Raw genomic sequence first — 25,057 nt, 5'->3', positions numbered from 1 at the left:
CGGATCGTAACAGGATCTTCCACAAAAAAAGAAGCCGTCATGACTGACGGCTTCCATATTTACAAGAAATGAATATTCAATGGAATTACATAGCATCGAGCATGCGGAACTGGGCTTTGACTAATTCGTAGTACTCCCCTTTAGCATCCATCAGTTCCTCGTGGGACCCGTGCTCTAAAATTTTCCCTTGCTCGAGTACGAAGATGTTGTCTGCTTCCCTGATCGTCGACAATCGGTGAGCGATCATGATGGCTGTCCGGCCTTTCAGAAGTCTTTTCAGCGCCTGCTGGATTTTCACTTCTGTTTCCGTATCGATACTCGCTGTCGCTTCATCCAGTATTAAAATCCTCGGATCAGCCAGAAGGGCGCGGGCGAAGGATAAGAGCTGCCTTTCCCCTGCAGACAGAATGCTTCCTCTCTCTTCTACTTCCGTTTGATATCCTTCACTGAGTCTTTGGATAAAACCATCGGCTCCAACAACCTTCGCAGCGTCCATGACTTCTTCATCGGATGCACCGGGTCGTCCGAAGCGAATGTTCTCCATGATCGTCCCTGAGAAAATGAATGTATCCTGCAGGACGACACTGATCTGCTGGCGGACACTATCGATGGTCGCATCACGAAGATCGACACCGTCGATTTTTACAGAACCTCCCGTCGGGTCATAAAAGCGGCTGATTAAGTTCGCGATGGTCGATTTACCGGACCCGGTATGGCCGACGAGGGCTACCGTCTCCCCTGCCTTCATCTCCAATTCTATGTCATGGAGAGCAATTCGCTTCTCATCATAGGCGAAGCGGACGTGATCAAATTCGATGTGACCTTTCATATCTGTCAAAGTCACAGCGCCGGCCTTTTCTTCCACATTCGGTTTCTCATCAAGAAATTCAAAGATCCGCTCGGATGCGGCCATGGCCATCAACAGCTGATTGTAGACCATGCCGAGACGTGAAATCGGCTCCCAGAACATTCCCAGGAAGAAGGCAAAGGATACGAAAGTACCGATTTCCACATCGCCTTCAAGGATAAGATGAGCTCCGAATGCGACCAGAATAATGGTACCTGCGGCATTACTCATCTCGACGAATGGCCGGAACATGGCACTTTTTCTAGATGCCGTATTCCAAGATGCGAAGGTGTCGCTGTTGACACCATCGAAGTATTCCGTATTTTCCCTCTCCTGTGAGAACGACTGGGTTATTCTTACGCCCTGCAGACTCTCATTCAAATGGGAATTCAAGCGCGACTGCTGGATCCGCACATCCTGCCAGGAGCGGCGTATGTTACGCCTGAGCTTCGTCGAAATGTAAAACATGATCGGCATGATGACAAGAACGGCGAGGGCAAGCTTTGGACTCAGCACAAATAGAATGACAATAATTCCGGTCAACATGACGATGTCCATCAATAAATTGATAATTCCATTTGTGAACAGTTCCTGAAGGGAGTTGATATCGTTCATGATCCGCACAAGAATAGAACCGGCGGATCTGGAATCAAAGAACTTATGAGACAAGCGCTGGACGTGGGAAAACAAATGCTGTCTCAAATCGTATATGACGTTTTGACCAAGGATGTTGACATATTTAATCCGAAGAATATTGCCGACATAGCTGAGCCCGTATAAAACGGCGATTCCAACGACAAGCTCGATCAATAAATTGGTATTGCCGTCTTTAATCGCTATATCGATGGCCACTTTTCCGATCAGGATTGGAACGACAAGCCGGACCAGCGTCGAGACCAGCATTGCAATGATGGAGATTGGCAGCAGCGTCTTGGCGTACGGCTTTATGTAAGCAAGCAGACGCCACATTTGTCCCCAGTTAAACGGCTTCTCAATGGCCTGGTCCTGTGTATATTTGAAACGATTCAAATGCTTATTCGTTTCTGTTTTTTCAGCAGACATCTTCACTCCTCCTTCTTACGAAACGTTGGATGCGTTCAGTATTTTTTCTTTATCCTGGTATTGGATATCATAGATCCGTTGATATGGGCCGTTATTGTGTAAGAGATCATCATGGACACCACGCTCCTTGATTTCTCCATCTTCCAGCACCAGGATTTCATCCGCGTGCTTTAAGGAAGAAATCCGGTGGGCGATGATGAACGTCGTCCTCCCTTTCATCACTTCCTTTAGTGCCTTCTGAATCTGGAATTCTGTTTCCATATCAACCGCGGATGTTGCATCATCGAGAACGAGGACAGCCGGGTCGATTAGAATCGAGCGTGCAATAGCAATCCTCTGTTTTTGTCCACCGGAGAGTCCCATCCCCCGTTCACCGAGCAGCGTATCATAGCCGTCGGGCATTTCCATGATGAAGTCGTGTGCCTGAGCACGCTTGGCTGCCTCGATCACTGCGTCTTCGGAAGCATCAGGATCGCCATAGGCGATGTTTTCCCTTATGGTCGTCGAAAACAAGAAAGACTCCTGAAGAACAAAACCGATATTCTTCCGCAGGGATTTCAAGCCATAATCCGAAACAGGATGGTTATCGATGAGCACCTCTCCCGCCTCCGGTTCATAGAAGCGTGTAATCAGCTGGGTAATGCTCGTTTTTCCCGAACCAGTCGGTCCGATCAGGCCGATCGTTTTGCCGGGAGGCGCATCAAAAGAGATATGCTTCAATGCGGAATCATCCCCTTCGACATACGTTAAGGTGACATCGCAGAAGGTGACATGGCCATTTAGACGATCAACGGACAGCGCGTCCTCCCTCTCCTGGATGTCTTCTTCCGCCTCTAATATCTCAAGCAGACGCTCTCCGGATGCTTTGGCTTGAGAAAACAGGTTGATGACGAAACCGATGTTCATGAGCGGCCCCAGGATATACCAGACGAGACTGAAGAAAGCGACCAGCTCCCCAAGCTGCAGCGAGCCATTGACAACTAAATATCCGCCGTAAGCCAGAAGTGCGACGACGCTCACATTTCCAATGAATTCCATCAGAGGGAAGAACTTTGCCCAGATGTTGGAAGATGTAATGAATTTAGAGCGATAATCGCTGCTGCTGTCCGAGAAACGACCGATTTCGAAATTCTCGCGGGAAAGGGATTTGACCGTATTCATGCCGCTGATGTTTTCCTGCACCCTTGTATTCAACTTCCCGAATGACTTACGGATTCTTCGGAATGCGGGGTGGACTTGAATTTCAAAGCGGTAGACGACCACGGCAAGAAAAGGCATAGCAGCCATCGTAATGAGCGCAAGAGGTACAGAGAAATAAAACATGACGCTTAAACTGATAAGGATGAGCAGGACGATACGAACGAGCTCCGAGAATCCCATGGACAGAAAGAAACGGAACCCTTCGACGTCCGCCGTCAAGCGCGACATCAAATCTCCCGTCTTCGCATTGTCGTAATACTTGAAAGAAAGCCTTTGCAATTTCTTGTACAGCCCGTCACGCAGGCGATAGACAGAGCGGATCCCGAAGTAATCGCCGAGATACTGATGGTAATAAGTAGCAATACCCTTGATTACCATCAACAAGAGGAAAACCGCGCAGATGTAAGGGATCCACTCGTACCGTCCCCCTGCCACGACGTCATCGATGGTCACCTGCAGAACAATGGGATAGACGACTGTAATAGCCGTCACAAAGAAAAGTGAGAATAGAGATAAGAAGAAATATTTCCGATAGGGCCAGTAGAATGCCTTTAATTTCCTGAATGTTTCCATAGATGCCCCTCCTTTTTGTTTATCGTCCGATGGGAAATTTGTTTCGGAACATAACTATAAATATATCGGGTATCGAAATATTTTTCCACCTATTCGACCCAATTTTTAAAATTTTCTGTCCTTTACCTTAAAACAACTTTCTAAGAATTCCATCTTATTGTGGAAGAACGATACACCCTGTGGTAATAAGAAATGCTGAGAAAGGCTGAAAAAGGAAGGAATACGGCAGCAAGCATTCGACATCTATCTACAAATTCATTCTTAATCGTTGAAATCCCCCTGTGATTTCCGATATCCTATGTAGGAGCAGTAGAAATTGGAAGACAGGAAGGAGTTTTGACTTTGAACATTTTTGAAGAGGGATTTAAATTTAATGCGGCAGAGCTGGTGGACAGCCTTATTTCTGTCGGCTTGGAAATCATCGTATTATTAATTGCGTTTGCTATCGTCAAACCGCTTGGTTCGAAAGCGATCGGTGCCGCAATCGATCGGATGGGTCAACAGCGGAAATTATCGGAGGGGCGCACAAAAACCCTTCATCGTTTGTGTGTCAATTTATTTTCTTATGTATTGATCGCCATTCTGATCATGATGTTGCTCACTGCTGTCGACATCAATATCGGACCGCTTCTTGCCGGTGCCGGTATCCTTGGACTTGCGATCGGTTTCGGTGCGCAGGGACTTGTGTCCGATATCGTGACCGGTTTCTTCTTATTATTGGAGCGTCAGGTCGAAGTCGATGATTACGTAACTGCCGGCGGGTACGACGGAGTCGTGGAAGAGGTAGGTATCCGCACGACGAAGATCCGCAGCTTTGACGGTACGCTCAATTTCGTACCGAACCGCAACATTTCAGGCGTGGCGAACCACTCCCGCGGAAATATGCGCGCCCTTGTTGATATTGGCATCGGCTATGACGAGAATATTGACGAAGCTATGGCGGTACTTCAGAAGGTGGCTGATGACTTTGCATCCGATGAGCGTTTCAAAGAAGGTCCGAACGTCCTTGGTGTCCAAAGCCTTGGTTCTTCCGATGTCGTTATCCGTATCCTCGGAAAGACAGAGAACATGGAACAATGGGCAGTGGAACGCGATATGAGAAAAGCGATGAAGGAAGCCCTGGACGCTGCCGGCATCGAAATCCCCTACCCACATCAAGTTAACATACGCAAAGAAGCATAAAAAAAAGACCCTGATGGGGTCTTTTTTTATTGGCGAAGGAATGTCCTATACGCTTGTTCATGCTATTCTCAATTCTCAAGACCCTCCGGCCGGACCTTTTATTCGTAACCCCGGATCACTTCCACCTTTTTGATCTGCCCCCTGTCGACACCGATCACGCGGAACTGATAATCCTCCGCTTCGAGCACCGTCCCTTGTCCTGCTTCATAATCTTTCATATAGACCCATCCTGCTATGGTATCGACATCCTGTCCGGTCAGGTGGAGATCAAAGTAGTCATTGATTTCCTGAAGCGGCGTCTTTCCTTCCAAAAGGAAGTGACCATTCTTCAGGCGTTTGATATTTCTCTCCTCCGCAGCATCGAACTCATCACGGATTTCTCCGACGATTTCCTCAATAATATCCTCAATCGTGATGATACCGGCAGTACCTCCGTACTCATCGATCAGTAAAGCGATATGGCTCCGCTCTTTCTGCATCTTGACGAGTATTTCCTGAATAGGTACATTCTCGAACACCTTCATAATCGGGCGGATATACGGCCGGATGTTTATATCTTTGGAGCCGTCTTCATATAAAAGTTCCTTCATATGAATTAAACCAATTACGTTGTCTTTATCCCCGTCCACGACCGGGTACCTGGTAAAGCGGTTCTGCTTCATTTCTCGTTCAGCACTGGCAATGGATTGGTGAGCATCAAGGACGACCACCTCTGTCCTCGGCACCATGATTTCCTTCGCCATTCGATTGTCAAATTCAAATATCCTGTCTACATACGTGAACTCGGAGTGGTTGATTTCTCCGCTCTGGTAACTTTTCGTCAAAATATGGCGGAGTTCTTCTTCCGAGTGTACCTCTTCCGATTCCTTGACGACTCCAAATCCGAGCAGGCGGACAAGCAGATTAGCTGATCCGTTCAAAAGAACGATCAGAGGGTACATAATTTTACTATAAAGGAGAAGCGGCCGCGCCAGACGCAGACTCAGCTGTTCCGCTTTTTGTATCGCTACGGTTTTCGGTGCCAGCTCTCCTAAAACAACATGGAGGAAAGTGATGACAAAGAAAGCGACAGCGAAGGAAAGCGTATTTGTAAAGCCTGCCGGCAGCGAAAGGGAACCGAAAAGTGGATGGAGCAGCACTTCAAGTGTCGGTTCACCGAGCCACCCTAGACCCAGCGCCGTAATCGTAATGCCCAGCTGGCAGGCAGATAAATAATAGTTCAAGTTTCGGACGATCTTCAGCGCCATCTCAGCCCGCTTGTTTCCTTCCTGCGCTTTCGCTTCCAAACGCGTCCTTCTTACCTTAACGATAGCAAACTCACTGGCAACGAAAAATGCCGTCAATGCAATCAATAATGCAACGGCGATTAATTTTATGGTGGATTCCATCCGCAAACCCTCCTCCTGCATACATCAAGCCTACTTTATTGTTTGCTTGTATATAGCAGGTATGCATGGGTATCTATAGTCCGCGGATCGTTTGTTCGACAACATCCACACCGACGGTGAGTGCTGTCTCTTTAGGTTTCAGCGTTGCATGATGCAGGCCGGCATCAGACTCTACACCGAGCCAGAACATAAAACCAGGAATTTCTTTGATCATATATCCAAAATCTTCTCCTGTCATGGCCATCAAAGCTTCTTTGTATTGGTAATCCGATTGTTCTACAATTCCTCGGAACTGCTTCACGTATGTGTCGTTATTGAATACTTGATGGTAGTTTGATCCGTAATCGATGTGAATTCGACAGTCATCAGCAATTTCAAATCCTGTGGCCACTTTTTCGATCTCTTTCTTCACCCGGTCCATCGCCTCAGGTGATAATGTACGGATCGTCCCTTCCAGACGGGCCGTTTCAGCGACGATGTTCTGCACCGTGCCTGCTTCCACTTTCCCGATCGTGATGACGGCACTGTCCAGTGGATCGACTCTTCTCGCGACAATCTGCTGCAAGTGGGTCACGAATGTACTGGCACTGACCACCATATCCCGTGTCAGATGCGGAAATGCTGCATGCCCTCCAAGTCCGTGAAAATCGATAAACAGCTCACTTGTATTGGCAAACAGGAGACCTGGTTTGGAAGATACTGTCCCGACAGGCAGTTCCGGTGCAATATGAAGCCCGAACAGGACGTCCGGACGGAAGGATTTCATTTCCTCCGCCTGCATCATCGGCTCCGCACCGCCCGGCCCTTCCTCTGCAGGTTGGAAAAGAAACACGACATCATCTTCTGTCGGCTTTTCCGCCAGACGGGTGAGAGCCCCGAGCGCGATGGTCATATGGAAATCGTGTCCACACGCGTGCATCCTCCCCGGGTATTCCGAGGCAAAGTCATAGCCGGTCTGCTCCGTCAACGGTAATCCGTCCATGTCGGCCCGGTAGCCGATTGTCTTCGCTCCTACAGTTCCTCTGACTCTGACAAAAATTCCGGTCCTCCATGTCTCAACAACCAAAGCCTCCTGAGGAAGCCCGGCAATATAGTTCAATAAATAACGCTGGGTTTCAAATTCCTGAAAGCCGAGCTCCGGAATACGATGTAATTCTCTTCGCACAGCTGTCAACTGCTCTTGCTGCATGGTGGTTCCTCCTTATAAGAAAGGCCTTGCTTTGCCAGCAAGGCCCTGTAATTCGTTAAATTAATTGTCCAGTTTACGCAGTTCCTGCTTGATCTCGGTTTTCGACTTCGTCTGATCATCGATTTCCTTAAGAACTTTCGCAGGGGTACCGGCAACAAGTGTATTCGGCGGAACATCCTCCGTTACAATCGCTCCGGCAGCAACAACAGCACCTTCACCGACGGTTACTCCCTCCAGTACTACAGCGTTCGCACCGATGACAACGCCATCCTCGATAACAACCGGTTTAGCGGATGGCGGCTCAATAACACCTGCAAGTACGGCTCCAGCACCGATGTGGCAGTTCTTCCCTACTGTTGCGCGTCCTCCAAGAACCACGTTCATATCGATCATCGTACCTTCCCCGATTACAGAACCGATATTGATCATGGCACCGAACATGATGACGGCTCCATCTCCGATCTCTACTTGGTCGCGGATGATAGCACCAGGCTCGATACGGGCATTGATATCTTTCATATCCAGCAGCGGAATCGCGGAATTACGGCGGTCATTCTCTATTACATAATCCGCAATCTTAGACTCGTTTGCATCAAGAACCGATTTAATGACTTTCCACTCTCCGAAAAGGACGCCGGAAGTACCGGAGACGAAATCCTGCACTTCTTCTCCGAATTCGATACTTTCAAGATCGCTCCCTTTGACGTAAACTTTGACCGGTGTTGATTTCTTGCTATTTGAAATGAATGAAATGATTTCATTAGCGTCCATCTGCTTCATGTTGTTTCCTCCTCTATGTATTTCTTTCCCCCTTTACTTTATCAAAGCACCGTGCCTAATTTCAATCCTCTTTTTTCGGAAGTTGCAGAATTAAAAGAAAACTGACAATGGCGAGCACCAATAAACCGATGTAAACAAGGTGCAGGCCGTCCGTGAGTCCGTCCTGCAAAACACGAAGCTCCTCCGTCGTTAAATCGCCCCGGCTTTCTTCCCTAAGCAGGGAATTGGCGGAATCGACTCCGAGCGAATCAGCTAAGCCTGCTTCCTTGATCGTACCTGCAAGCCGGCTGTTCAGGAGGCCTCCTAAGAGTGCCGCCCCCACGGCACTGCCGATCGTCCTCATGAACATATTGGTTGCTGTCGCGATCCCCCGCTGCTTCCAAGGCACGGCATTTTGAATGGACACAATGAAAGAGGTCGACGTCAGACCCATTCCAATCCCGATGAACAATGAAGCACAGGCGGCGAACCACGGACCTTTATCAGGTGTAAGCATGGTAAAGACCGCTCCCCCGATAATAAGGGAAACTCCTCCGATCCATGCGGTTGGTCTATATCCTATTTTCAGGATGAGACGTCCTGCAGCCGTCGAAGCAATCGGCCAGCCGATCGACATAGTCGTCAAGGTGAAGCCCGCAACGGTCGCAGACTGCTCCATTACTCCCTGGACGAATGCAGGCAGGTAGCTGCTGACGCCGATCAGAATCATTCCTGTCGTGAGAGAAGTGAGGTTGGCGTAGCGGATGGAAGGGATCTTCCATAACTCGACCGGAATCATCGGGTCTGCTATTCTTCTCTCATGAAAGACAAAACTCAAAGCCCCCGCTGAAGCTGCAGCAGCAAGTCCGGCAATTGGAAGCGAGCTCCACTCGAGTCCCGTACCTCCTTCTACAAGGATAATCATGACAGTACTGATGGTAACGACCACCAGTAGCGACCCTGTCCAGTCGACCGAACGCTTTTCTTTGACCTTTTCCTCCTTAAAGAAAAGCAGGATACCTGCGAGAGCCAGCAGGCCGAGCGGTATATTCATCCAAAATACGTAATGCCAGCTGAGTATATCCACAAAAAAACCGCCCAGAACAGGACCTGTAACAGCAGAAATCCCCCAGACGCTCGAGAGGTAGCCTTGGATCTTCGCCCGCTCCTCTTTCGTGTAGATATCGCCTACAATCGTCGTCGCAATCGGCATCAAAGCACCCGCTCCGAGTCCTTGAACAAGCCTTGCCACGATCAATACTTCCATAGAAGGAGAAAGTGCACTAATGACCGCTCCCGTTAAAAACAAGCTGATTCCGACCATGAAAATCGGTTTTCGACCATAAACATCGGACAGTCTGCCGAACAGCAGAACCGTAGAGGCATTGGTCAATAAGTAGGCGGAGAATACCCAGCTGTACAAGCTGAACCCACCAAGGTCGGCCACGATGCTCGGCATAGCCGTCGAAACGATCGTCGCTTCGATGGCTGCCAGGAACATGGCAAGCATAATCGAAGCAAGGACGAGTCCCCTTCTCTGTCTGTTTTTCTGCAAAGGATTCATCCCCTTTATCTATGTAATCGCTTTTACTATACTACAAAAAATAGATGACATCAGGAAGATGCCATCTATTCCGGTATAGTTTTTGTATTATGCATTCGATCCGTTCATCGTGTGTTTGAAGGTTTCGTGGTAGTGTTTGCTGAATTGTTTTAGTATTGTGCGGCGGGTGACGATTCCGTCAAATTCGCCTTCCGGATTGGTGACGCAGACAAAAGGAAAATCAATCAGTTTATGAAGGGCATCGATCATCGTATCGTCCTGTTTAAGGCACGGTACCTCTTTATCCATCACTTCCGACACCTTGATATCCGATAAGTGATGAAGCTCGAACCTTTCCATTCCCAACGTTTCCTCCAGTATCTTTGTCTTACTGATCACCCCTTGGAATTTGTACGTAGGGTCCAGTACAGGAACTGCAGAATAGCCTGATTTCACGAGGACTAGCAGCGCGTGCTCCAAAGGATTGCCTACCTGCACGTGGGCGACCTTCTCTGATGGGATCATGATCTCTGATACGAGAGGGATCCTCAATGTTTCTGTTTCTTCTATACTTACCATAATCATGTTCACTCCTTTGTTCAACATCTGAAGGAGCAGAAAGAGACGCTCTAAGGAACCATTACATAGTTTAACATAGATCAAGCCTGATCACGAACCGCAATTTCCGACAATTCTCTCTCTCTGACGCATTCGGACGACTATCTATTACCCACTATTTGGATAACATCAAACCTCTTCTTTCTGCTTCCCTTTATAAATCACTTTTATAGGCGTATAATGAACACACCTGATAGTATTGGAGTGGAATAGATGGAAATGATGACACACACCTTCTCGAAACGCGAGGAAATAGCGAATGCTGTGACGCACGGGATAGGGGCTGTCCTGAGTGCTGCCATGCTCGTCCTTCTGATTGTGTTCGCAAGTATCGGCGGCAATGCATGGCACATAACAAGTGTGACGATATACGGTGTATCCATGCTCGTCTTATATGTTTCTTCGACACTCGTCCACAGTTTTCCTCCAGGGAAAGCAAAGGACCTGTTTGAAATCTTTGATCACTCGGCGATTTATTTATTCATTGCCGGCACCTATACCCCGATTCTGCTCGTCCCATTAAGAGGAGCGCTCGGTTGGACTCTGTTCGGCATCGTATGGGGGCTTGCGGTTCTCGGTATTCTGTTTAAGGTATTCTTCGTCAAACGTTTTGTTGTAATGTCCACCGTTTTCTATGTACTGATGGGCTGGCTTATCGTTCTTGCCTGGGGTCCGCTTACCGCTCAGGTTCCAGCCGCCGGCATCACGTACCTCGTCGTCGGAGGCGTCTTGTATTCCATCGGTGCAATTTTCTATGTATGGCGCAGTTTCACCTATCACCATATGGTTTGGCACTTGTTCGTCCTCGGTGGGTCGATCCTGCACTTCTTTACGGTATTCTTCTATATCATCGGTTGAAGTGATCGTTCCATCAGCACATAAAAAAAGGTTCAGAGCCGGATGACGGTTCTGAACCTTTTTCTATGTGAATCAAAATGGATGTTTGTTCAGCCACTGTCCGCCGTCCAGCGTTACCACTTCACCATTCATGTAGGAAGCTTCTGAGAGAATAAAATTTGCGAGAGCCGCAATCTCTTCCGGTGTTCCGAGACGCTTCAGAGGTACGGACTTCAGTGTCCGCTCCGCCGCTTCCTCCGACTGAAACAACCGGTCTGCCCCACCTGTCCTCTCAATCGGCCCAGGGGCAATGGCGTTCGCCCTTATACCATACTTACTTCCCCACTCCACAGCAAGCGTGCGGGTCATGGCAAGGACCCCCGCTTTAGCCGAGGCGGAATGAATAACTCCTGCCCCTGCTCCCCATGCATATGTAGCGACAATATTCAGAATGGATCCTTTGATTTTGTTTTCAATCCAGTAATTTCCTACGGCATGACTGCAGTAAAAGGTACCATTCAGTACAATGTTAATGACCGCATTCCAGCCGTTGGGCGATAAATCCTCCGCAGGTACGATGAAATTACCTGCCGCATTATTAACAAGATGATCCACCTTACCGAAAGCGCTTACAGTTTCAGCGACCATTCTCTCTGCATCTTCCACTTCTCGCACATCCATCTGAATGGTAAGGACGTCATCTTCCTTTCCTTGTGCAATTTCCTTCCGCGCCGCTTCCAGACGTTCTTCGTTTCTACCGGCAATGGCGACCTTTGCTCCTGCCTCCACGAAACATTTAGCCATATGGAGCCCCATCCCGCTCGATCCTCCCGTGACAATGACTACTTCGTTCTTCATGACAAATTCCTCCTCTTTTCCTCTTACATATCTTTCTACACGCATAAAATGAATTCCTGTTCATTTTATAAAAAACGCGGTATTTTCGACGAATTTTTTTTTCGTTTCGTGATATAATGGCGGAAGAATTCGGGGGAGTGCTGCTATGAAAATGAGTCGTAGAACCTTTCTGAAACGCGTGTTATCCGGTACAGCAGGCATTCTCGGGATCGGCGCTTTTGGATACTCGTATGCCCGTTATCTCGAGCCTCACATGCTTCAGACAAAAACCTATTCGATTACAAGCGAAAAAATTCCGAGAGCTTTCCACAATTTCAAAGTTCTCCAGTTCTCCGATACCCATCTCGGGTTCCATTATGATATAAACCAATTAAACAAGCTTTCAGAGACCATCAATGGGTACGAGCCCGACCTCCTGCTTTTTACCGGCGATCTCGTCGATAAACCCCACACGTACGATTATCCTGTGGAGCTTGTGCAGGTGCTCAGGAAACTGGAAGCTAAACGCGGGAAGTACTGGATTTACGGAAACCACGACCATGGTGGTTACGGTACAGACAAAATCCGGGACGTGATGGACCAGGGCGGCTTCCAACTTTTGCAGAACGAACACATCCTCATTCGAAATGGGTCTGCATCTTTTGCCCTTGCAGGTTTGGACGATGTGATGCTGGGGAAACCGGATATTGAAAAAGCATTGAACCGTATTCCAGAGGATTTATTCACACTCCTGATGGTTCATGAGCCGGATGTTGCCGACGACTATCAACGCTACCCGATCGACCTTCAACTTTCCGGTCACAGCCATGGAGGACAAGTGCAGCTGCCGTTTTACGGGTACATGGTCACCCCTCCCTATGCGGAGAAATATGTCGAAGGTCATTACCGCTTGGAACAGGGACTCGATTTGTACGTGAGCAGAGGCATCGGAACGACACGGCTGCCTTACCGTTTCCTTTGTCAGCCGGAAATTTCGTTATTTCTCTTGAAATCAAATGATTCTTAAAGACTACACATAAATCATGCAACCATACGAATACAAGTGGTACACTAGAAGAAGTTTACTTGTAGGAGAGGTCCTGTTGGTTATACTAAGACAGCTCTCTCTATCCTCCTCCTACCTAGGGAGGGACAGGCTGATGCATCCGCCCGTTACCAAAGCGTCTTTTACAGCCAGGCGGATCTATGACGGGAACTTCCGTTACACCGCCTTTCGTCAAATCCTAATAGATAGAAAACCGTTTGAATTGGATGGAAAGGAGTCCACTGATGAAAGAAACACATTTATCGAACCGGGAATTGGCAGAATCCTTATTTATCGTCAACCGCCATGCCAAGACAGCTCCGGAACCAAAGCACTTATACGACATCAAAAAACAAACCATCGAAAAACTCCTTCAGGAAAACCGCGCGAAGAAAGTAGGACTTCACTTCTCGGACCACCCGAGATTCAGCCAGCAGCATTCGACTCTCCTGATTGAAGTCGGGGGCTATTACTTCCACGTTCCTGCACATAAACAGGATTTCGATCAACTCAAGCACCTCGGTAAAGTCGACCAGTCCTACCGCAATCCTAAGCCGAAGCTTTCCCTGTCGAAAGCGAAGCGGAATCTTTACCACTATTTGGATTGGAAAATGCCGAAAAAACCGATGCATGCCATGCAGACGACAAGTCCGAGCTTTCTCGGGCAGCCGACCGGCGGTCCGTGGAACCAACGCAGACGAAGGGATCGCTGATAAAACCGCTCTTTATGTTTCGCTTCTGTAAAAATAAGGAATGAAACATAAGGAGGAGGCTGATTTCTATGACGATGGATCCAATGGAAGACTTTCTTTATCATTTGAAGAAGTATATGGAATACACGACGGAAATGCGTTCATCCTATGAGCATCTGACCGCAGAACAAAAAGAAAAGGTCATCCAGGCGTCCCCTGCAGGGAAGGACCCGGAAGTACTCTCCAAGCATGCCTACGCCTGGCATGATAAGCTTTTCACACAGAATGAGATGGATAAAAAAAGATGACAAGAGGCCGCTTTGCGCCCTTTGTCATCTTTTTTTCTTCGTACCCCTCGTTTACAGCTGTTACAGAATAAAATGGTCGATCCATTTAACAAGGTCGACGATTTCCGGTTTGGACACTTGCGCATCAGCACCGACCATTTCTCCCTTATGCCGCAGATCATCGGTGATCAAGGAAGAGAAGATGATCACCGGCAGCTTGCTCATCGCTTCATTTTCTTTAATCAGTTTTGTCAGATGATGCCCGTCCATACGGGGCATCTCAATGTCTGTAATGATCAATTGATATTCCTCTTCCAGCACTTTACCTTCTTCTGCCAATCCTGCCAAATGATCGTATGCTTCTTTGCCGTCTTCAAAGCTGAACGTCTGCTCATATCCTGCTTCCCCGAGTGTCTCCTGAACCATTGCCCGGAGCATGGCTGAATCCTCTGCCAGCAGAATTCGTTTCGTCGACCGATCCCGGTCTCCAAGTTCCCTAAGCTGCCCTTTGTGAATGCTGGACTCCGGGTTAATGTCAGCGACGACCTTCTCAAAATCAAGCAGAAGCATCATTCCCTCTTCCATCTTGATCACACCTGTGACCTGCGTCTCCAGCCCTTGATACATACGATCAGGCTTTTCGATATCACTCCATGAAATGCGGTGGATCTGGGTAACGGTATGTACGTGGAAAACAATTTTTGTCTGATTAAATTCCGTAAGAATGAATTTATCCCGTTCCGGATTTTCCGAGGCAGGGAAACCCAGGGCGTGTGCCACATCCACCACCGGCACGACCTCTCCACGAATTTCTATAATTCCCTCCACCGACTTATGGGAATGAGGAATTTTCGTAATAGGATGCGGGTTTAATATCTCCTTGACTTTGATGACGTTGATCCCGAAGCGGTTGCCCTCGATACCGAATTCTACAATCTCCAATTCGTTGGTGCCGCTCTCCAATAGGATTCCGTGTTCTTTGTTCACATTTCATCGCCCTTCCTGTATCGGATCTATGCCTTATATCGACATTCTTCCTGGAAGGTTTAGAAAAGAAGTCCTACTTACAAAAAAAGCCCCTGAATTCAGGCTCAATGACATGTATACATGCAAACAAATATACTTATTCTCCCACATAAATGACAAAGAGTCCGTCGTCACAGAAAACATCCTAAGCTGCTTTTTTGTGGCGACGGCTGAGTTTCTTCCAGCTCCGCTTTCCTGCCTGAAAGAGGATATAACATAAACCGAAGCTGCTCATGCCAAGCAGGGAAATCGACCAGAAAAAGTCAGGCAGCATCGACGTGTTTCCGCTCATCGCATAACGATCAATCAGTTGAAGAAAGACGAGCACTGTCAGACTGCTGCCCAGGTAGCTTGCAAAAGTCTTCCAGTTATGAAGGATGATCCACTCCATTACGGGTTTCATCACCCACATGACGGCCGCCATCAACAGAAATACAAGTGTGAATTGGACGTGGTGGGGTTCAAGGCCGAATATTCCCAATAGATCAGGGTCCAACATCCGGATTGCTCCATCCAGAATAGAGGGGTCCAGCCATTCGGACAAATTCATGTACGTTCATCTCCTTGTTCTCATTACTACCATTATGAACAAGGAAAGATTTCCTTAAACGTCCAGCATGCCCTGTGCTTTCATCCATTTCAATGCTTCTCTTCTGCTGAGCGGGCGGAGCGGGTGACTTTCTACAAACAGAAGGACGGCTTCCGGTGCTGTCTTGCTGTATTCCCGCAGCGCCCATCCGATTGCTTTCTCGATAAAAAATTCCCGCTCCTCTTTCAATTCATGGGTGACGTGATATAACAGGTCCCGATCCGTCTTTTCTTTGTATCTCAACTGATGCAGGAGGCTCGAGCGGCGCAGCCACATCGTTTCCGACCGGCTCCATTCCTCCGTAACAGGACGGAGAAAATCGGGGTAACGAAGGAAGAAAGCACCACACAATTTCGACGCGATCGGATCGACTGTATCCCACCAGGGTTTCGTCTCCAGCAGTTGCTTATACCCGTCGATGGCGGACGGGAGCGTTTTCTTCGTGCCGCGCTCCAGTAGTTCAATAGCTGCATAATGACATTCCCTTTCTTCCATATCGAACAGGAGTTTCGCAGCCTCCATCCTCTCCGCTTCCTCTATGTTCCGGTATTCTTTCCATATCGGCCGGCATAGAAGCCGGCGATCCGGTGCTTTTATCCCAAAAAAAGAAAAATGGTGTTTCATATAAGCTTCCATGGGCCTCTTGTTTTTCTCATTCCTGTTTGAAGCAAGCGCCTCGTGAACAGCTGCGGCCAATACCTTCGCCTTATTCATCAACTTTCTTTCTCCAAAAAAGAAGCTAGAAGCTCTGCAGACTGTTTCGCTTCTTCATACCCTTGAACATAGAGCTGGTGCAGACGTTCTCTGTTCTTTTCCACACGCCCGACCTTAAGCGGCTCTTTCGGCCGGATAATGAGGACCGATCCTTCCTCTTCCATCTCCTTCAAAAGCTTAAGCTGCTGATTGTATTTGATATGGCGTTCGATCATCGCTCTTGCGAACAAGGGGAACTGCTTGTACTTCCGATTCATATACCAGGCGCCTTTCATCTTTCCTTTGATATACCCATCGTTCCTGGTCAGGACGACGACGTGCTTCTTGTTGCCGTCCTCCATCGAGCGGTCCAGGGGAATCGGGTCCGCTATGCCGCCATCCATCAACTGCCTGCCATCGTAAGCTATGCTTGGAGCGATCATGGGTAGAGAGCTTGAAGCACGTATCAACTGAAGCAGACTGCTCCTATCAGGATACTTATCATAAAACACCGGAGCCCCGGACTCCATATCCGTCGTACCGATCACAAAAGTCGTATCCTGTTTAAGAAACGCATCGTAATCGAAAGGAACCAATTGGTTTGGAAGTGTATCGAATATGAAATCCATTCCAAACAATTGACGTTTTGTGAACATCCGTTTGTAAGATATGTATTCCGGATGACTCCCGTATTCGACGATTACTTCATAGTTCCTCCCCCGCTGTCCCGCGACATAAGAACTGCCGTTACAGGCTCCCGCAGAAGCACCGACGACGTAAGGGAATTGGATGTTTTCATCCAGGAAGTAGTCCAACACCCCCGCTGTATAAGCGCCGCGCATGCCGCCGCCTTCCAGCACCAGTCCCGTATTTTCCATTGAAATCACCTTCTGATTTGTTTTAAGATATTCTTATTATCATTCTGCCACAAATGATTCCGGAAAGTAAAAAGAAGCGCCCGCAGAATCGGACGCTTCTCTCATGTACTGTCATCAATTGACATACGTTTTCTTTTCCAGTCTTTTGGCATGCTTTTCATCTATTTTGTTCTCGATTTTTTCGAGGGCGTCTTCGTCCTTCAGAAGCTGCTGTTTGTTACGATCTACAAGATCTTCAAAGGAAATTCGGTTTGGTCTCATAGCTGTTCTCCTTTCCATTTCTTCCTTAGCAGTATACCAAATGTCTGAAGGCTGCACCATTAAATTGTTTGAACATTTTGTTAATTATGTGTTACAAGGAGAGAAACGATGAAACATAGGATCAATACGAAAGTAAGAGAAATCGAAATATCCGGAATACGACGGTTCTTCAATATGGTCAATGGCTACAAAGATGTTGTCTCTCTGACAATCGGGCAGCCTGATTTCCCGACACCGGCAAACATCAAAGCAGCCGGGATTAAAGCCATCGAAGAAGACCGGACGAGCTACACGCACAACGCAGGCATTCTCCCATTAAGAGAAGCGATCAGCAGACATGTACAGACGAATTACCGACTCGATTATGCACCGGAAGATGAGATTATTGTCACCGTAGGAGCTTCCGAGGCCCTCGATGTGACACTTCGGACAATCCTTGAACCAGGCGATGAAGTAATCCTTCCGGGACCTGTCTATCCCGGCTATGAACCGCTTGTGCACCTGGCAGGCGGACAGATAGTCACCGTCGATACAAGGAAAAGCAACTTTAAACTCACACGGGCCGAAATAGAACGGGCGTGGACGGATAAGACGAAGGCCGTCATTCTTCCTTACCCATCCAATCCTACCGGCGTTTCGATGACAGAGCCGGAATTGGAAGATATTGCGGACTTTCTTGCCGGTAAACATGTCTTCTTGATCGCTGATGAGATATACAGTGAACTTGTGTACGAACGGCCGCACGTCTCCATCGCCTCGTATGACGAACTGAGAGATAAGGTCATCGTCATCAACGGTGTTTCGAAGTCCCATAGTATGACAGGATGGCGGATCGGATACTTACTTGCCCCGCGCTGGCTGGCTTCCCATATTCTCAAAGTGCATCAATACAATGTTTCCTGTCCGACATCGATCAGCCAGTACGCAGCTTTAGAGGCGCTCACGAACGGAAAGCAGGACGCCGAACAAATGAGGGATGCCTATAGGAAACGGAGGGATTATGTGACCGAAAGGCTGCGCCAAATGGGTCTGTCCTTCGCTGAACCGGAAGGCGCCTTCTATATTTTCGTGGAATTTCCACTTGAAGGAAGAACGACGTTCGATCGAGCTGTCCAGCTGGTGGAGGAAGCCAAACTCGCTCTCGTACCCGGTGATGCCTTTTCCGCTTCCGGCCAAGGGTTTATGCGGCTTTCCTACGCCTATCATATGGATACGCTGAAAGAAGGACTCGACCGGCTCGAGAAGTTTCTCCAAAAAAACTGAAACAGCAAAAAGCCCGTGGACTGGATCCATGGGCTTTTCCAGAAGATCAAAAAACTTAAAAAGGTAATTCATTTTATCGAAGCCCGTTCGCTAGGAAAAGTACTTTTTCCATAAGCTAAAAAAGCATATAGACGGGGTCCATATGCTTTATTTCGGACGTTTATCACTTTGTATCTCATTCAGTAAGGTGTCTAATTCCTGGCTTAATTTCACGGATTCTTTACTTGAGAGTCCTTTTTCCATGGCTACTTTGGTCATTTCTTTCCGGAGTATCTCCACTCTCGTTATGCGAGGATCCTTATCGGTCATCTGCATTCCGACTACCTCCTGACTTGTTCTATCCATTTCCTTGTACTCTTCCTTCTAAAAGAAAGAATGTGTGTTCGTATGCAACGTGGCACGGGAAGAATTATCTCAATTTTCATTCACTTTGTAAATACGAATGCAAAAAGTTCCTAAAATTCGACAAATATTCCCTTCTATTATACCCTCTACGAGGTGCCGGTATTGTTACATCTGTATTAAATTAAGCTTCCCTTCCCTTTCATTTCTTATCCTCTATGGTAAAATATATGTGATAAAGCGTTCATCGAGAAAGGAAGATCAGATTGTCCGAGCAATCGAAAAAAGAATGGCTGGAGTGGCTGAAAGCCATTGCCGTTGCCATCACGCTGGCTTTTATCCTTAGAACGTTCTTCTTTGCAACTTCCATCGTGGAAGGTGCCAGCATGGACCCGACACTTCAAAACGGTGAACGAGTCATGTTCAATAAAATTGTGTATTATATAGACGAGCCGCAGCGTGGCGATATCGTCATCATCGAACGTCCTGTGAAGAGCTATGTGAAACGGATTATTGGAAAACCGGGTGACACGGTTGAAATTAAAGAACACGAACTGTATGTAAACGGCGAAAAACAAACACAGGACTATTTGACGGACGAGGCAGCTACGGCGACCCGTGACTTTGGTCCCGTTGATGTACCGGAAGGCGAATATTTCGTTATGGGTGACAACCGTTCAATCAGTAAAGACAGCAGAAACGGTCTCGGCTTTATTGATGAAGAAGAGATCATCGGCCGGACAGAACTGGTCATTTACCCATTCCAGGAATGGGGACTCACGAAGTAAAACCCTCCGTGAGCGAAGACACCAATAAAAAAAGAAAGGCCCGGACGGCATAGAGCCTCCGGGCCTTTCTTTTTTATGGAATCCATTTTTCCGGCAGCCGATGTATGGAGTCGATCAACTGGTCCAGCTTCCCTTCTACTCTATGCAGCAAGTAGAACGTTACTGCCACCGGAAAACCGACATCCGCCATCAGCGACAACCACGTTTCCATATCCGCCATCCCCTTAATAGAAAGGGGGTCCCTCAAGGAACCCCTGCTCTTTTAGATTTCAATATCCACCACATTCCGCTCGACAATGCGGGCTTCTTTCTTACCAATCAGAATACCTCCGCTTGAATAGAAGCAGTTCTGGTTGATAATTTCGTCCATAGCGGCATTAACAGCCGCCGGATCGGCCGGCTCGACCGGATCATCCAGTGTAAGCGTTACGACCTTGTCCTCTTCATTGAGAAACTTCAATTCCAGTGTTTTCATCTACTCTCTCCTCCTGTGTTTTAAACATCGATTAATACCGTCTGATCCGTACGCTCCACTTGGAACATCAATCGATTCTGAAGAGGAGCAAGCGCCTGGGATACAAGATACAGCTGCTCATCTGTCGCGGTCAGTTTAATGTTGTTAAACGATTTACGGGCGACGATCACATTCCCTTCCGGATCTCTCCCTGCTTCAAAAGACAACTGCAGCCTTGTGTCAAGTTTGTGGGCTTCCACTGCCATGCTGATCACCTCCTTTCACTTCTATAATCGAAGAAGGATAAAAAGGAGGTGTCGTCTTTCAAAAAAAATGCCGGATCTTTTATAAAAGACCCGGCACCTCTGTTTTTAAGAAGGGTTACCCTCTATCAAACATGCACATCCCTATTAACGAGATCAATATAACCAAACAGACAACAAACATGACCATTTCCATTTAGTCCAACCCCTCTCTACCTGTTTATTTTAACAAATTTTGAAAGCGCATGCCTTTTATTTTCTGAAATTTCCCTATCCTTATTCAAGTCTTCCACGCGAGGGCTTTTCCGTTTAATTTTCTTCTAGATGAGGTATGATGATAGAAGGATTCTCCTATATACATAACGGAACTAGTAAAGTGGATGAGGTGTTTTATGACGACTATTATTTACCGCTTCTTTTTATTCTGGTATGCCTGCGGGCTGATCCTCGTAACGTTTGACATCCTTCCGCCCTGGCTGGAATGGGCAAACAGTGTCTTTCTGATTACGGCAGGGGTCGTCGGCGGGATCTATTTCTGTAAGATGTATGGTACATACAAAGGGCTGCTGTACAGCATTATTATCGTTGTGGTCAGTATATACGTGGAGCACCTCGGCGTGGAGCAGGACTTCCTCTTCGGTTCTTACACGTATAATGATAATTTCGGATTAAAAATCGCCGATACGCCGATCACGATTGGTTTCGCCTGGCTTCTTGTTATGGGCTGTTCGCACGAAATGGCCCGTGGCATTACATCCGCGTGGAAAGGACCTTTTAAGAACATCAGCTTTCTGATCATTGGTTCACTCGTTACCGTAACGATGGACTTAATTCTTGATCCTGTTAATTACAAAATCAAGGAATACTGGTTGTGGGATGAGCCTGGGCTTTATTACGATATCCCAGCTTCCAATTTTGTCGGATGGTTTGTCCTGTCTGCTGTGTTCCACTTGATTTTCTTATTATGGAGCCCTAAACCACTGGAGGATACCGGTATGTGGCCTAAACGGATGAGCTATGTGTTCTTAATGATCGTCTTCATGTTCCTTGTCGTCGCACTGACAGGCGGACTGTTTTTTGCGATTACACTTGTTACAATCCTGACGGTTATATGGTATGTCTTATATAAATGGAGGGACGGCGATGTTCAGGGAAGCACGTAAGCACCCCCTTATCGAGTGGGGGTTTACACGATTCAACCGATGGTTCCTAAAAAAACACTTTGAATCCATCCGTGTCGCCAGCCCTCCCGAAGTTGCGAGCCGTAACGTGCTGTTCCTCATCAATCACAGTTCATGGTGGGACCCATTGATCATCTTCCACCTGAACGAACGGCTCGTTCAATCGGATGCCTATGGAATGATGGGCGAGGAAGGAATCCGCCGGTTCCCCTTCTTCCGCAGCATCGGTGCTTTCTCTGTCGACAAGACCGATCGCAGACACTTGTTGGAATCATTGAAATACAGCATCCGCCTCCTTGAACGGCAGCGGACCGTCTGGATTTTCCCGCAAGGTGAGGAGCAGCATCAGGAGAAAAGACCGCTCGAATTCTTTTCCGGCATCTCCTATATTGCTGAGAAGACCCCGGATGTGAAAGTTGTTCCCGTCTCGATCTATTACAGCCTCGAGCATACACGGAAACCGAACGCATACATAGAAATAGGAAATCCCTTACCGGAGAACGAATACCTCCCCCTGAATAGAAAGCAAATGACGAATTATTTCGAGAAGTGCGCGACAGACCAGCTCGATCGTCTGCGGGAGAAAGTACGAACGGAAGACCATCGGACATTCCGTAATTTATAATCAAGGTGGTGAATGATACATGATGACGCTATGGACAGTTCTGCTGTTCTTCACTGTCTTCTTAAACCTATGGACCATGCTTAACAGCCTGTCGCTCTATCCTTTGGAAAAAAGACAGGGAGACGCTTCCCGGCACTCTGTCTCCCTTCTTGTGCCGCTGCGTAACGAAGCGGCCAATGTCAAGGGGCTGACAGAGTCTTTGAAGCGTCTGACATATGACAACTTGGAGGTGATCCTGCTCGACGATCACTCGGATGATGATACCTATGACCTGCTCGTCTCCTGTACAGGAAACGACACCCGTTTCCGGATCATCCAAGGAAACGACCTGCCGGAAGGATGGAACGGCAAAGTCCACGCCTGCCATCAGTTGTCTGAACAGGCATCAGGGGACTACTTGTTGTTCCTGGATGCCGATGCAAGGGTCGCTCCTGATGTCATCGAACGGACCATGGCAACGATGGAAAAGCACGGCGCTGCCATGGTGAGCGGCTTTCCGCGGTATCCGAACTTCCATTTCTTAAGTCATATGCTCGTGCCGCTTCAGCATATGATCGTTCTTCTTCATCTCCCATTATTTGTAGCCAATCGGACAACAAAGCCGATGTTCACCGCGGCATGCGGTATCTTCCTTATGGTGGAGAAGCAAGCGTACCAAGCAATCGGCGGCCACCGATCCGTCAAAGGCTCGCTGGTGGAAGATGTCCATATCGCACGACAGATCAAAAAGCACGGGTATCGAATGATACTCGTCAACATTACCGGATCGGTCCTGTCCTATATGTACGATTCTTCCGCAGAAACGTGGGCTGGTTTTAAGAAGAACATCTTTACAGGAATCGGGCGCTCGACCGTCATGGCCGTCGGTCTTTCCGTCTTTTATACGGCCGTTTTTCTTCTGCCGGCGTTTCTCGCTGTAACCGTCCTCTTCGGTGCTCCTGTCTATTACCTGCTCCCTTACTTATTGACGGTCGCTTTCAAGATGTACACCGATGTAAAGACCGGCCACCCGCTGTGGCTTTCGTTCTGTCTGCCAGTCGCCATCGTGCTGTTAATCGCTATTCTCTTTGCTTCGATGGCGGTTCATAAACGGGGCGAATCTTATCAATGGAAAGGAAGATCCTACTTATGAAAGTCAGCATTATAGGTGGCGGACTCGGAGGTTTGTCCGCTGCCGTAACGTTAGCCAAGCACGGGGCGGACGTCACGCTTTTTGAAAAAAACAGCCATTTCGGTGGAAAGATGATGCCGGTGGATGAAGAAGGGTACCACTTCGATTTCGGTCCGAACACCATAACCATGCCGGAAGTTTTTCGGGACGTCATTAAACAGGGTGGACTGGATCCGGACCTCGAACTTCCGTTTATCCACGTCGTCCACCACACGAGAAATGACTTCCCTGATGGTTCTACGTTCGACTTCTCCACCGATCAAGCGTATATGAAGCAGCAGTTGGGGCGGCTGGATCCTTTCGGCCTGAAGAACTATGATTCCTTTCTCCAGGAAATCGAACGGCTGTATCAGCTGTCCCGAAAACATTTTCTCCACCGTACATTTTCCGGGTGGAAGGATTATCTATCCCCTGCCCTTGCTTTGAATACGGCAAAAGTACGGCCGCTTGAGTCCATGGACCACTTTTTCCAAAAATATTTCCGGAATCCTGCCGTTATCCAATCGTTAAACCGTTATTCCACGTATATTGGGTCCGATCCTTACCGTGCCCCTGCGACATTTGCTATGATTGCTCATCTGGAGTGGAACGACGGTGTGTACTACGTGAGGGGCGGCAATACGAAGATCGCCGAAGCTTTCGTAAAGGCAGCAGAAAACGTCGGAGTGACTCTCTACAGCGGCACCGAGGTGAAGAAGATCCATACGAAAAACAAGCGCGTGCAAGGCGTGGAAACAGCAGATGGTTACTATGAAGCAGACCACGTCATTGTAAACGGTGACCTGCTCAAATCTGTTCCCGAGCTGCTTTCAGACTCGGAACGCCCTTCCCTCTCCAACCGACGGATCAGTCGTTTTGATCCTTCTATATCGGCCTTTGTTATTATGGCAGGGTTGGATACTGAATTGGACCGGCTTCACCATCATCACCTCTTCTTTTCCAAGAATTATAAAGAAGAGTTCCAGACTCTGAAATCCGGAAAGTACCCAGAGGATCCGACTATCTATATATCCACTTCCTCCAAAACAGATCCCGGCATTTCCAGGCAAGGAGACAACTGCTTCCTACTCGTCAATGCCCCTGCAATCAGAGCAGGAGGAAACAATCATTATGATAAAGAGGTCTACAAAGAAAAGATTTACGACAAGCTGGAGCATTATCAGATTCCGATCCGCAAGCATGCCGCGTTCGAGATGGTCATGGACCCTGCCGATATCGAGAACCAGTTCGGCGCACATAGAGGGTCGCTGTACGGCCCCTCTTCCAACACCCGGGCACAGGCGTTCATGCGCCCCTTCAACAAGTCACAGGATATCGAAAGCCTGTGGTTCTGCGGTGGCAGCACGCATCCGGGCGGCGGATCTCCGATGGTTGTCTTAAGCGGACAGAACGTTGCCAATAAGATCATTGGAAGGATTGTTGAAATGGAATAACAAAAGAAGGCCCACCCTGTTATGAGATAGA

General features: G+C 47.9%; 28 protein-coding genes. 11 read left to right on the top strand and 17 right to left on the bottom strand.

The annotated features are described in order from the left end of the window. Positions 1–85 precede the first annotated feature (85 nt). The gene (locus M662_RS08280) at positions 86–1,909 is read right to left on the bottom strand and encodes an ABC transporter ATP-binding protein (protein ID WP_008640444.1); all 1,824 of its coding nucleotides are present in this window, start codon (positions 1,907–1,909) and stop codon (positions 86–88) included. Between the two features lie 15 nt (positions 1,910–1,924). Next, positions 1,925–3,682: an ABC transporter ATP-binding protein gene (locus M662_RS08275; protein WP_026577535.1), complete on the bottom strand. Its 1,758-nt coding sequence runs from the start codon at positions 3,680–3,682 to the stop codon at positions 1,925–1,927. Positions 3,683–4,024: 342 nt separating this feature from the next. On the opposite strand from M662_RS08275, the gene M662_RS08270 reads away from it, so the two are divergent. Further along, positions 4,025–4,864, top strand: coding sequence for a mechanosensitive ion channel family protein (locus tag M662_RS08270; protein ID WP_008640442.1), 840 nt, complete (start codon positions 4,025–4,027; stop codon positions 4,862–4,864). Between the two features lie 98 nt (positions 4,865–4,962). On the opposite strand, the gene M662_RS08265 is transcribed toward M662_RS08270, so the two are convergent. From M662_RS08265 to cbpB, 5 genes are all read right to left on the bottom strand, one after another. Further along, a complete protein-coding gene (locus tag M662_RS08265) occupies positions 4,963–6,252 on the bottom strand; it encodes a hemolysin family protein (protein WP_026577536.1) in 1,290 nt (429 codons plus the stop codon). Between the two features lie 73 nt (positions 6,253–6,325). Beyond that, the gene (locus M662_RS08260; RefSeq protein ID WP_026577537.1) at positions 6,326–7,441 is read right to left on the bottom strand and encodes an N-acetyldiaminopimelate deacetylase; all 1,116 of its coding nucleotides are present in this window, start codon (positions 7,439–7,441) and stop codon (positions 6,326–6,328) included. 60 nt (positions 7,442–7,501) lie between these two features. Then, entirely contained in the window at positions 7,502–8,221 is a 720-nt protein-coding gene (gene dapD, locus M662_RS08255) for a 2,3,4,5-tetrahydropyridine-2,6-dicarboxylate N-acetyltransferase (protein WP_026577538.1), read from the bottom strand. A 61-nt stretch (positions 8,222–8,282) separates the two neighbouring features. Then, entirely contained in the window at positions 8,283–9,764 is a 1,482-nt protein-coding gene (locus tag M662_RS08250) for an MDR family MFS transporter (protein ID WP_035387996.1), read from the bottom strand. A gap of 87 nt (positions 9,765–9,851) precedes the next feature. Continuing rightward, positions 9,852–10,322 (bottom strand): cyclic-di-AMP-binding protein CbpB, encoded by a 471-nt coding sequence (cbpB, locus tag M662_RS08245; RefSeq protein ID WP_026577539.1) that lies wholly within the window; start codon positions 10,320–10,322, stop codon positions 9,852–9,854. A 258-nt stretch (positions 10,323–10,580) separates the two neighbouring features. Here cbpB and trhA point away from each other — a divergent pair, with 258 nt between their 5' ends. Further along, complete coding sequence (gene trhA, locus M662_RS08240; RefSeq protein WP_026577540.1) at positions 10,581–11,219, top strand: PAQR family membrane homeostasis protein TrhA; 639 nt, start codon at positions 10,581–10,583, stop codon at positions 11,217–11,219. Positions 11,220–11,291: 72 nt separating this feature from the next. On the opposite strand, the gene fadH is transcribed toward trhA, so the two are convergent. After that, positions 11,292–12,056: a 2,4-dienoyl-CoA reductase gene (gene fadH / locus M662_RS08235; protein WP_008639873.1), complete on the bottom strand. Its 765-nt coding sequence runs from the start codon at positions 12,054–12,056 to the stop codon at positions 11,292–11,294. Positions 12,057–12,201: 145 nt separating this feature from the next. Between fadH and M662_RS08230 the strand changes: the two genes are divergently transcribed. The 3 genes from M662_RS08230 (at position 12,202) to M662_RS08220 (ending at position 14,080) form a co-directional block, all read left to right on the top strand. Continuing rightward, entirely contained in the window at positions 12,202–13,062 is an 861-nt protein-coding gene (locus M662_RS08230; protein ID WP_026577541.1) for a metallophosphoesterase, read from the top strand. A gap of 263 nt (positions 13,063–13,325) precedes the next feature. Then, positions 13,326–13,793, top strand: a complete 468-nt coding sequence (locus tag M662_RS08225) for a YkyB family protein (protein ID WP_008639875.1) — start codon at positions 13,326–13,328, stop codon at positions 13,791–13,793. 68 nt (positions 13,794–13,861) lie between these two features. Then, positions 13,862–14,080: a hypothetical protein gene (locus tag M662_RS08220; protein WP_008639876.1), complete on the top strand. Its 219-nt coding sequence runs from the start codon at positions 13,862–13,864 to the stop codon at positions 14,078–14,080. Positions 14,081–14,140: 60 nt separating this feature from the next. On the opposite strand, the gene M662_RS08215 is transcribed toward M662_RS08220, so the two are convergent. From M662_RS08215 to M662_RS08195, 5 genes are all read right to left on the bottom strand, one after another. Continuing rightward, positions 14,141–15,046 carry a chemotaxis protein gene (locus M662_RS08215; RefSeq protein ID WP_026577542.1) on the bottom strand — a complete coding sequence of 302 codons (906 nt, stop codon included), beginning with the start codon at positions 15,044–15,046 and terminating at the stop codon, positions 14,141–14,143. A gap of 184 nt (positions 15,047–15,230) precedes the next feature. Then, complete coding sequence (locus M662_RS08210) at positions 15,231–15,635, bottom strand: hypothetical protein (protein ID WP_008639878.1); 405 nt, start codon at positions 15,633–15,635, stop codon at positions 15,231–15,233. 54 nt (positions 15,636–15,689) lie between these two features. Then, complete coding sequence (locus M662_RS08205) at positions 15,690–16,388, bottom strand: DNA alkylation repair protein (RefSeq protein WP_026577543.1); 699 nt, start codon at positions 16,386–16,388, stop codon at positions 15,690–15,692. After that, entirely contained in the window at positions 16,388–17,245 is an 858-nt protein-coding gene (locus tag M662_RS08200; RefSeq protein ID WP_026577544.1) for a patatin-like phospholipase family protein, read from the bottom strand. The genes M662_RS08205 and M662_RS08200 overlap by 1 nt, the downstream gene beginning before the upstream one ends. Positions 17,246–17,359: 114 nt before the next feature. Beyond that, positions 17,360–17,506, bottom strand: a complete 147-nt coding sequence (locus tag M662_RS08195; RefSeq protein ID WP_081694881.1) for an FbpB family small basic protein — start codon at positions 17,504–17,506, stop codon at positions 17,360–17,362. Between the two features lie 108 nt (positions 17,507–17,614). Here M662_RS08195 and M662_RS08190 point away from each other — a divergent pair, with 108 nt between their 5' ends. Then, a complete protein-coding gene (locus M662_RS08190) occupies positions 17,615–18,769 on the top strand; it encodes an aminotransferase A (RefSeq protein ID WP_026577545.1) in 1,155 nt (384 codons plus the stop codon). Positions 18,770–18,916: 147 nt separating this feature from the next. Here the strand turns inward: M662_RS08190 and M662_RS08185 are convergent, their stop codons facing one another. Further along, positions 18,917–19,114, bottom strand: coding sequence for an aspartyl-phosphate phosphatase Spo0E family protein (locus tag M662_RS08185; protein ID WP_236096547.1), 198 nt, complete (start codon positions 19,112–19,114; stop codon positions 18,917–18,919). Positions 19,115–19,377: 263 nt separating this feature from the next. On the opposite strand from M662_RS08185, the gene lepB reads away from it, so the two are divergent. Further along, on the top strand, positions 19,378–19,899 hold the full coding sequence (gene lepB, locus M662_RS08180) for a signal peptidase I (protein WP_008639890.1): 522 nt from the start codon (positions 19,378–19,380) through the stop codon (positions 19,897–19,899). Between the two features lie 73 nt (positions 19,900–19,972). Here the strand turns inward: lepB and M662_RS08175 are convergent, their stop codons facing one another. The 3 genes from M662_RS08175 to M662_RS08165 are packed head-to-tail and all read right to left on the bottom strand — an operon-like array spanning position 19,973 to position 20,619. Beyond that, complete coding sequence (locus M662_RS08175) at positions 19,973–20,110, bottom strand: YvrJ family protein (RefSeq protein ID WP_008639892.1); 138 nt, start codon at positions 20,108–20,110, stop codon at positions 19,973–19,975. 51 nt (positions 20,111–20,161) lie between these two features. Continuing rightward, on the bottom strand, positions 20,162–20,374 hold the full coding sequence (locus M662_RS08170; protein ID WP_008639894.1) for a DUF2922 domain-containing protein: 213 nt from the start codon (positions 20,372–20,374) through the stop codon (positions 20,162–20,164). Positions 20,375–20,394: 20 nt separating this feature from the next. After that, positions 20,395–20,619 carry a DUF1659 domain-containing protein gene (locus M662_RS08165; protein WP_026577546.1) on the bottom strand — a complete coding sequence of 75 codons (225 nt, stop codon included), beginning with the start codon at positions 20,617–20,619 and terminating at the stop codon, positions 20,395–20,397. A 389-nt stretch (positions 20,620–21,008) separates the two neighbouring features. Between M662_RS08165 and M662_RS08160 the strand changes: the two genes are divergently transcribed. The 4 genes from M662_RS08160 to M662_RS08145 are packed head-to-tail and all read left to right on the top strand — an operon-like array spanning position 21,009 to position 25,026. After that, positions 21,009–21,779 carry a carotenoid biosynthesis protein gene (locus M662_RS08160; RefSeq protein ID WP_008639898.1) on the top strand — a complete coding sequence of 257 codons (771 nt, stop codon included), beginning with the start codon at positions 21,009–21,011 and terminating at the stop codon, positions 21,777–21,779. Continuing rightward, complete coding sequence (locus M662_RS08155) at positions 21,760–22,422, top strand: lysophospholipid acyltransferase family protein (protein ID WP_062513286.1); 663 nt, start codon at positions 21,760–21,762, stop codon at positions 22,420–22,422. The genes M662_RS08160 and M662_RS08155 overlap by 20 nt, the downstream gene beginning before the upstream one ends. Positions 22,423–22,441: 19 nt before the next feature. Further along, complete coding sequence (locus tag M662_RS08150; protein ID WP_026577549.1) at positions 22,442–23,554, top strand: glycosyltransferase family 2 protein; 1,113 nt, start codon at positions 22,442–22,444, stop codon at positions 23,552–23,554. Beyond that, positions 23,551–25,026, top strand: a complete 1,476-nt coding sequence (locus M662_RS08145) for a phytoene desaturase family protein (RefSeq protein WP_035387997.1) — start codon at positions 23,551–23,553, stop codon at positions 25,024–25,026. Before M662_RS08150 ends, M662_RS08145 begins: the two co-directional genes overlap by 4 nt. The last annotated feature ends 31 nt before the right edge of the window (positions 25,027–25,057 follow it).

The organism is Bacillus sp. SB49, assembly GCF_000469135.2.
Lineage (GTDB): Bacteria > Bacillota > Bacilli > Bacillales > Halobacillaceae > Halobacillus.
Note: the sequence above shows the minus strand (reverse complement) of the source record. Positions and strands in the feature narration are given on the sequence as shown.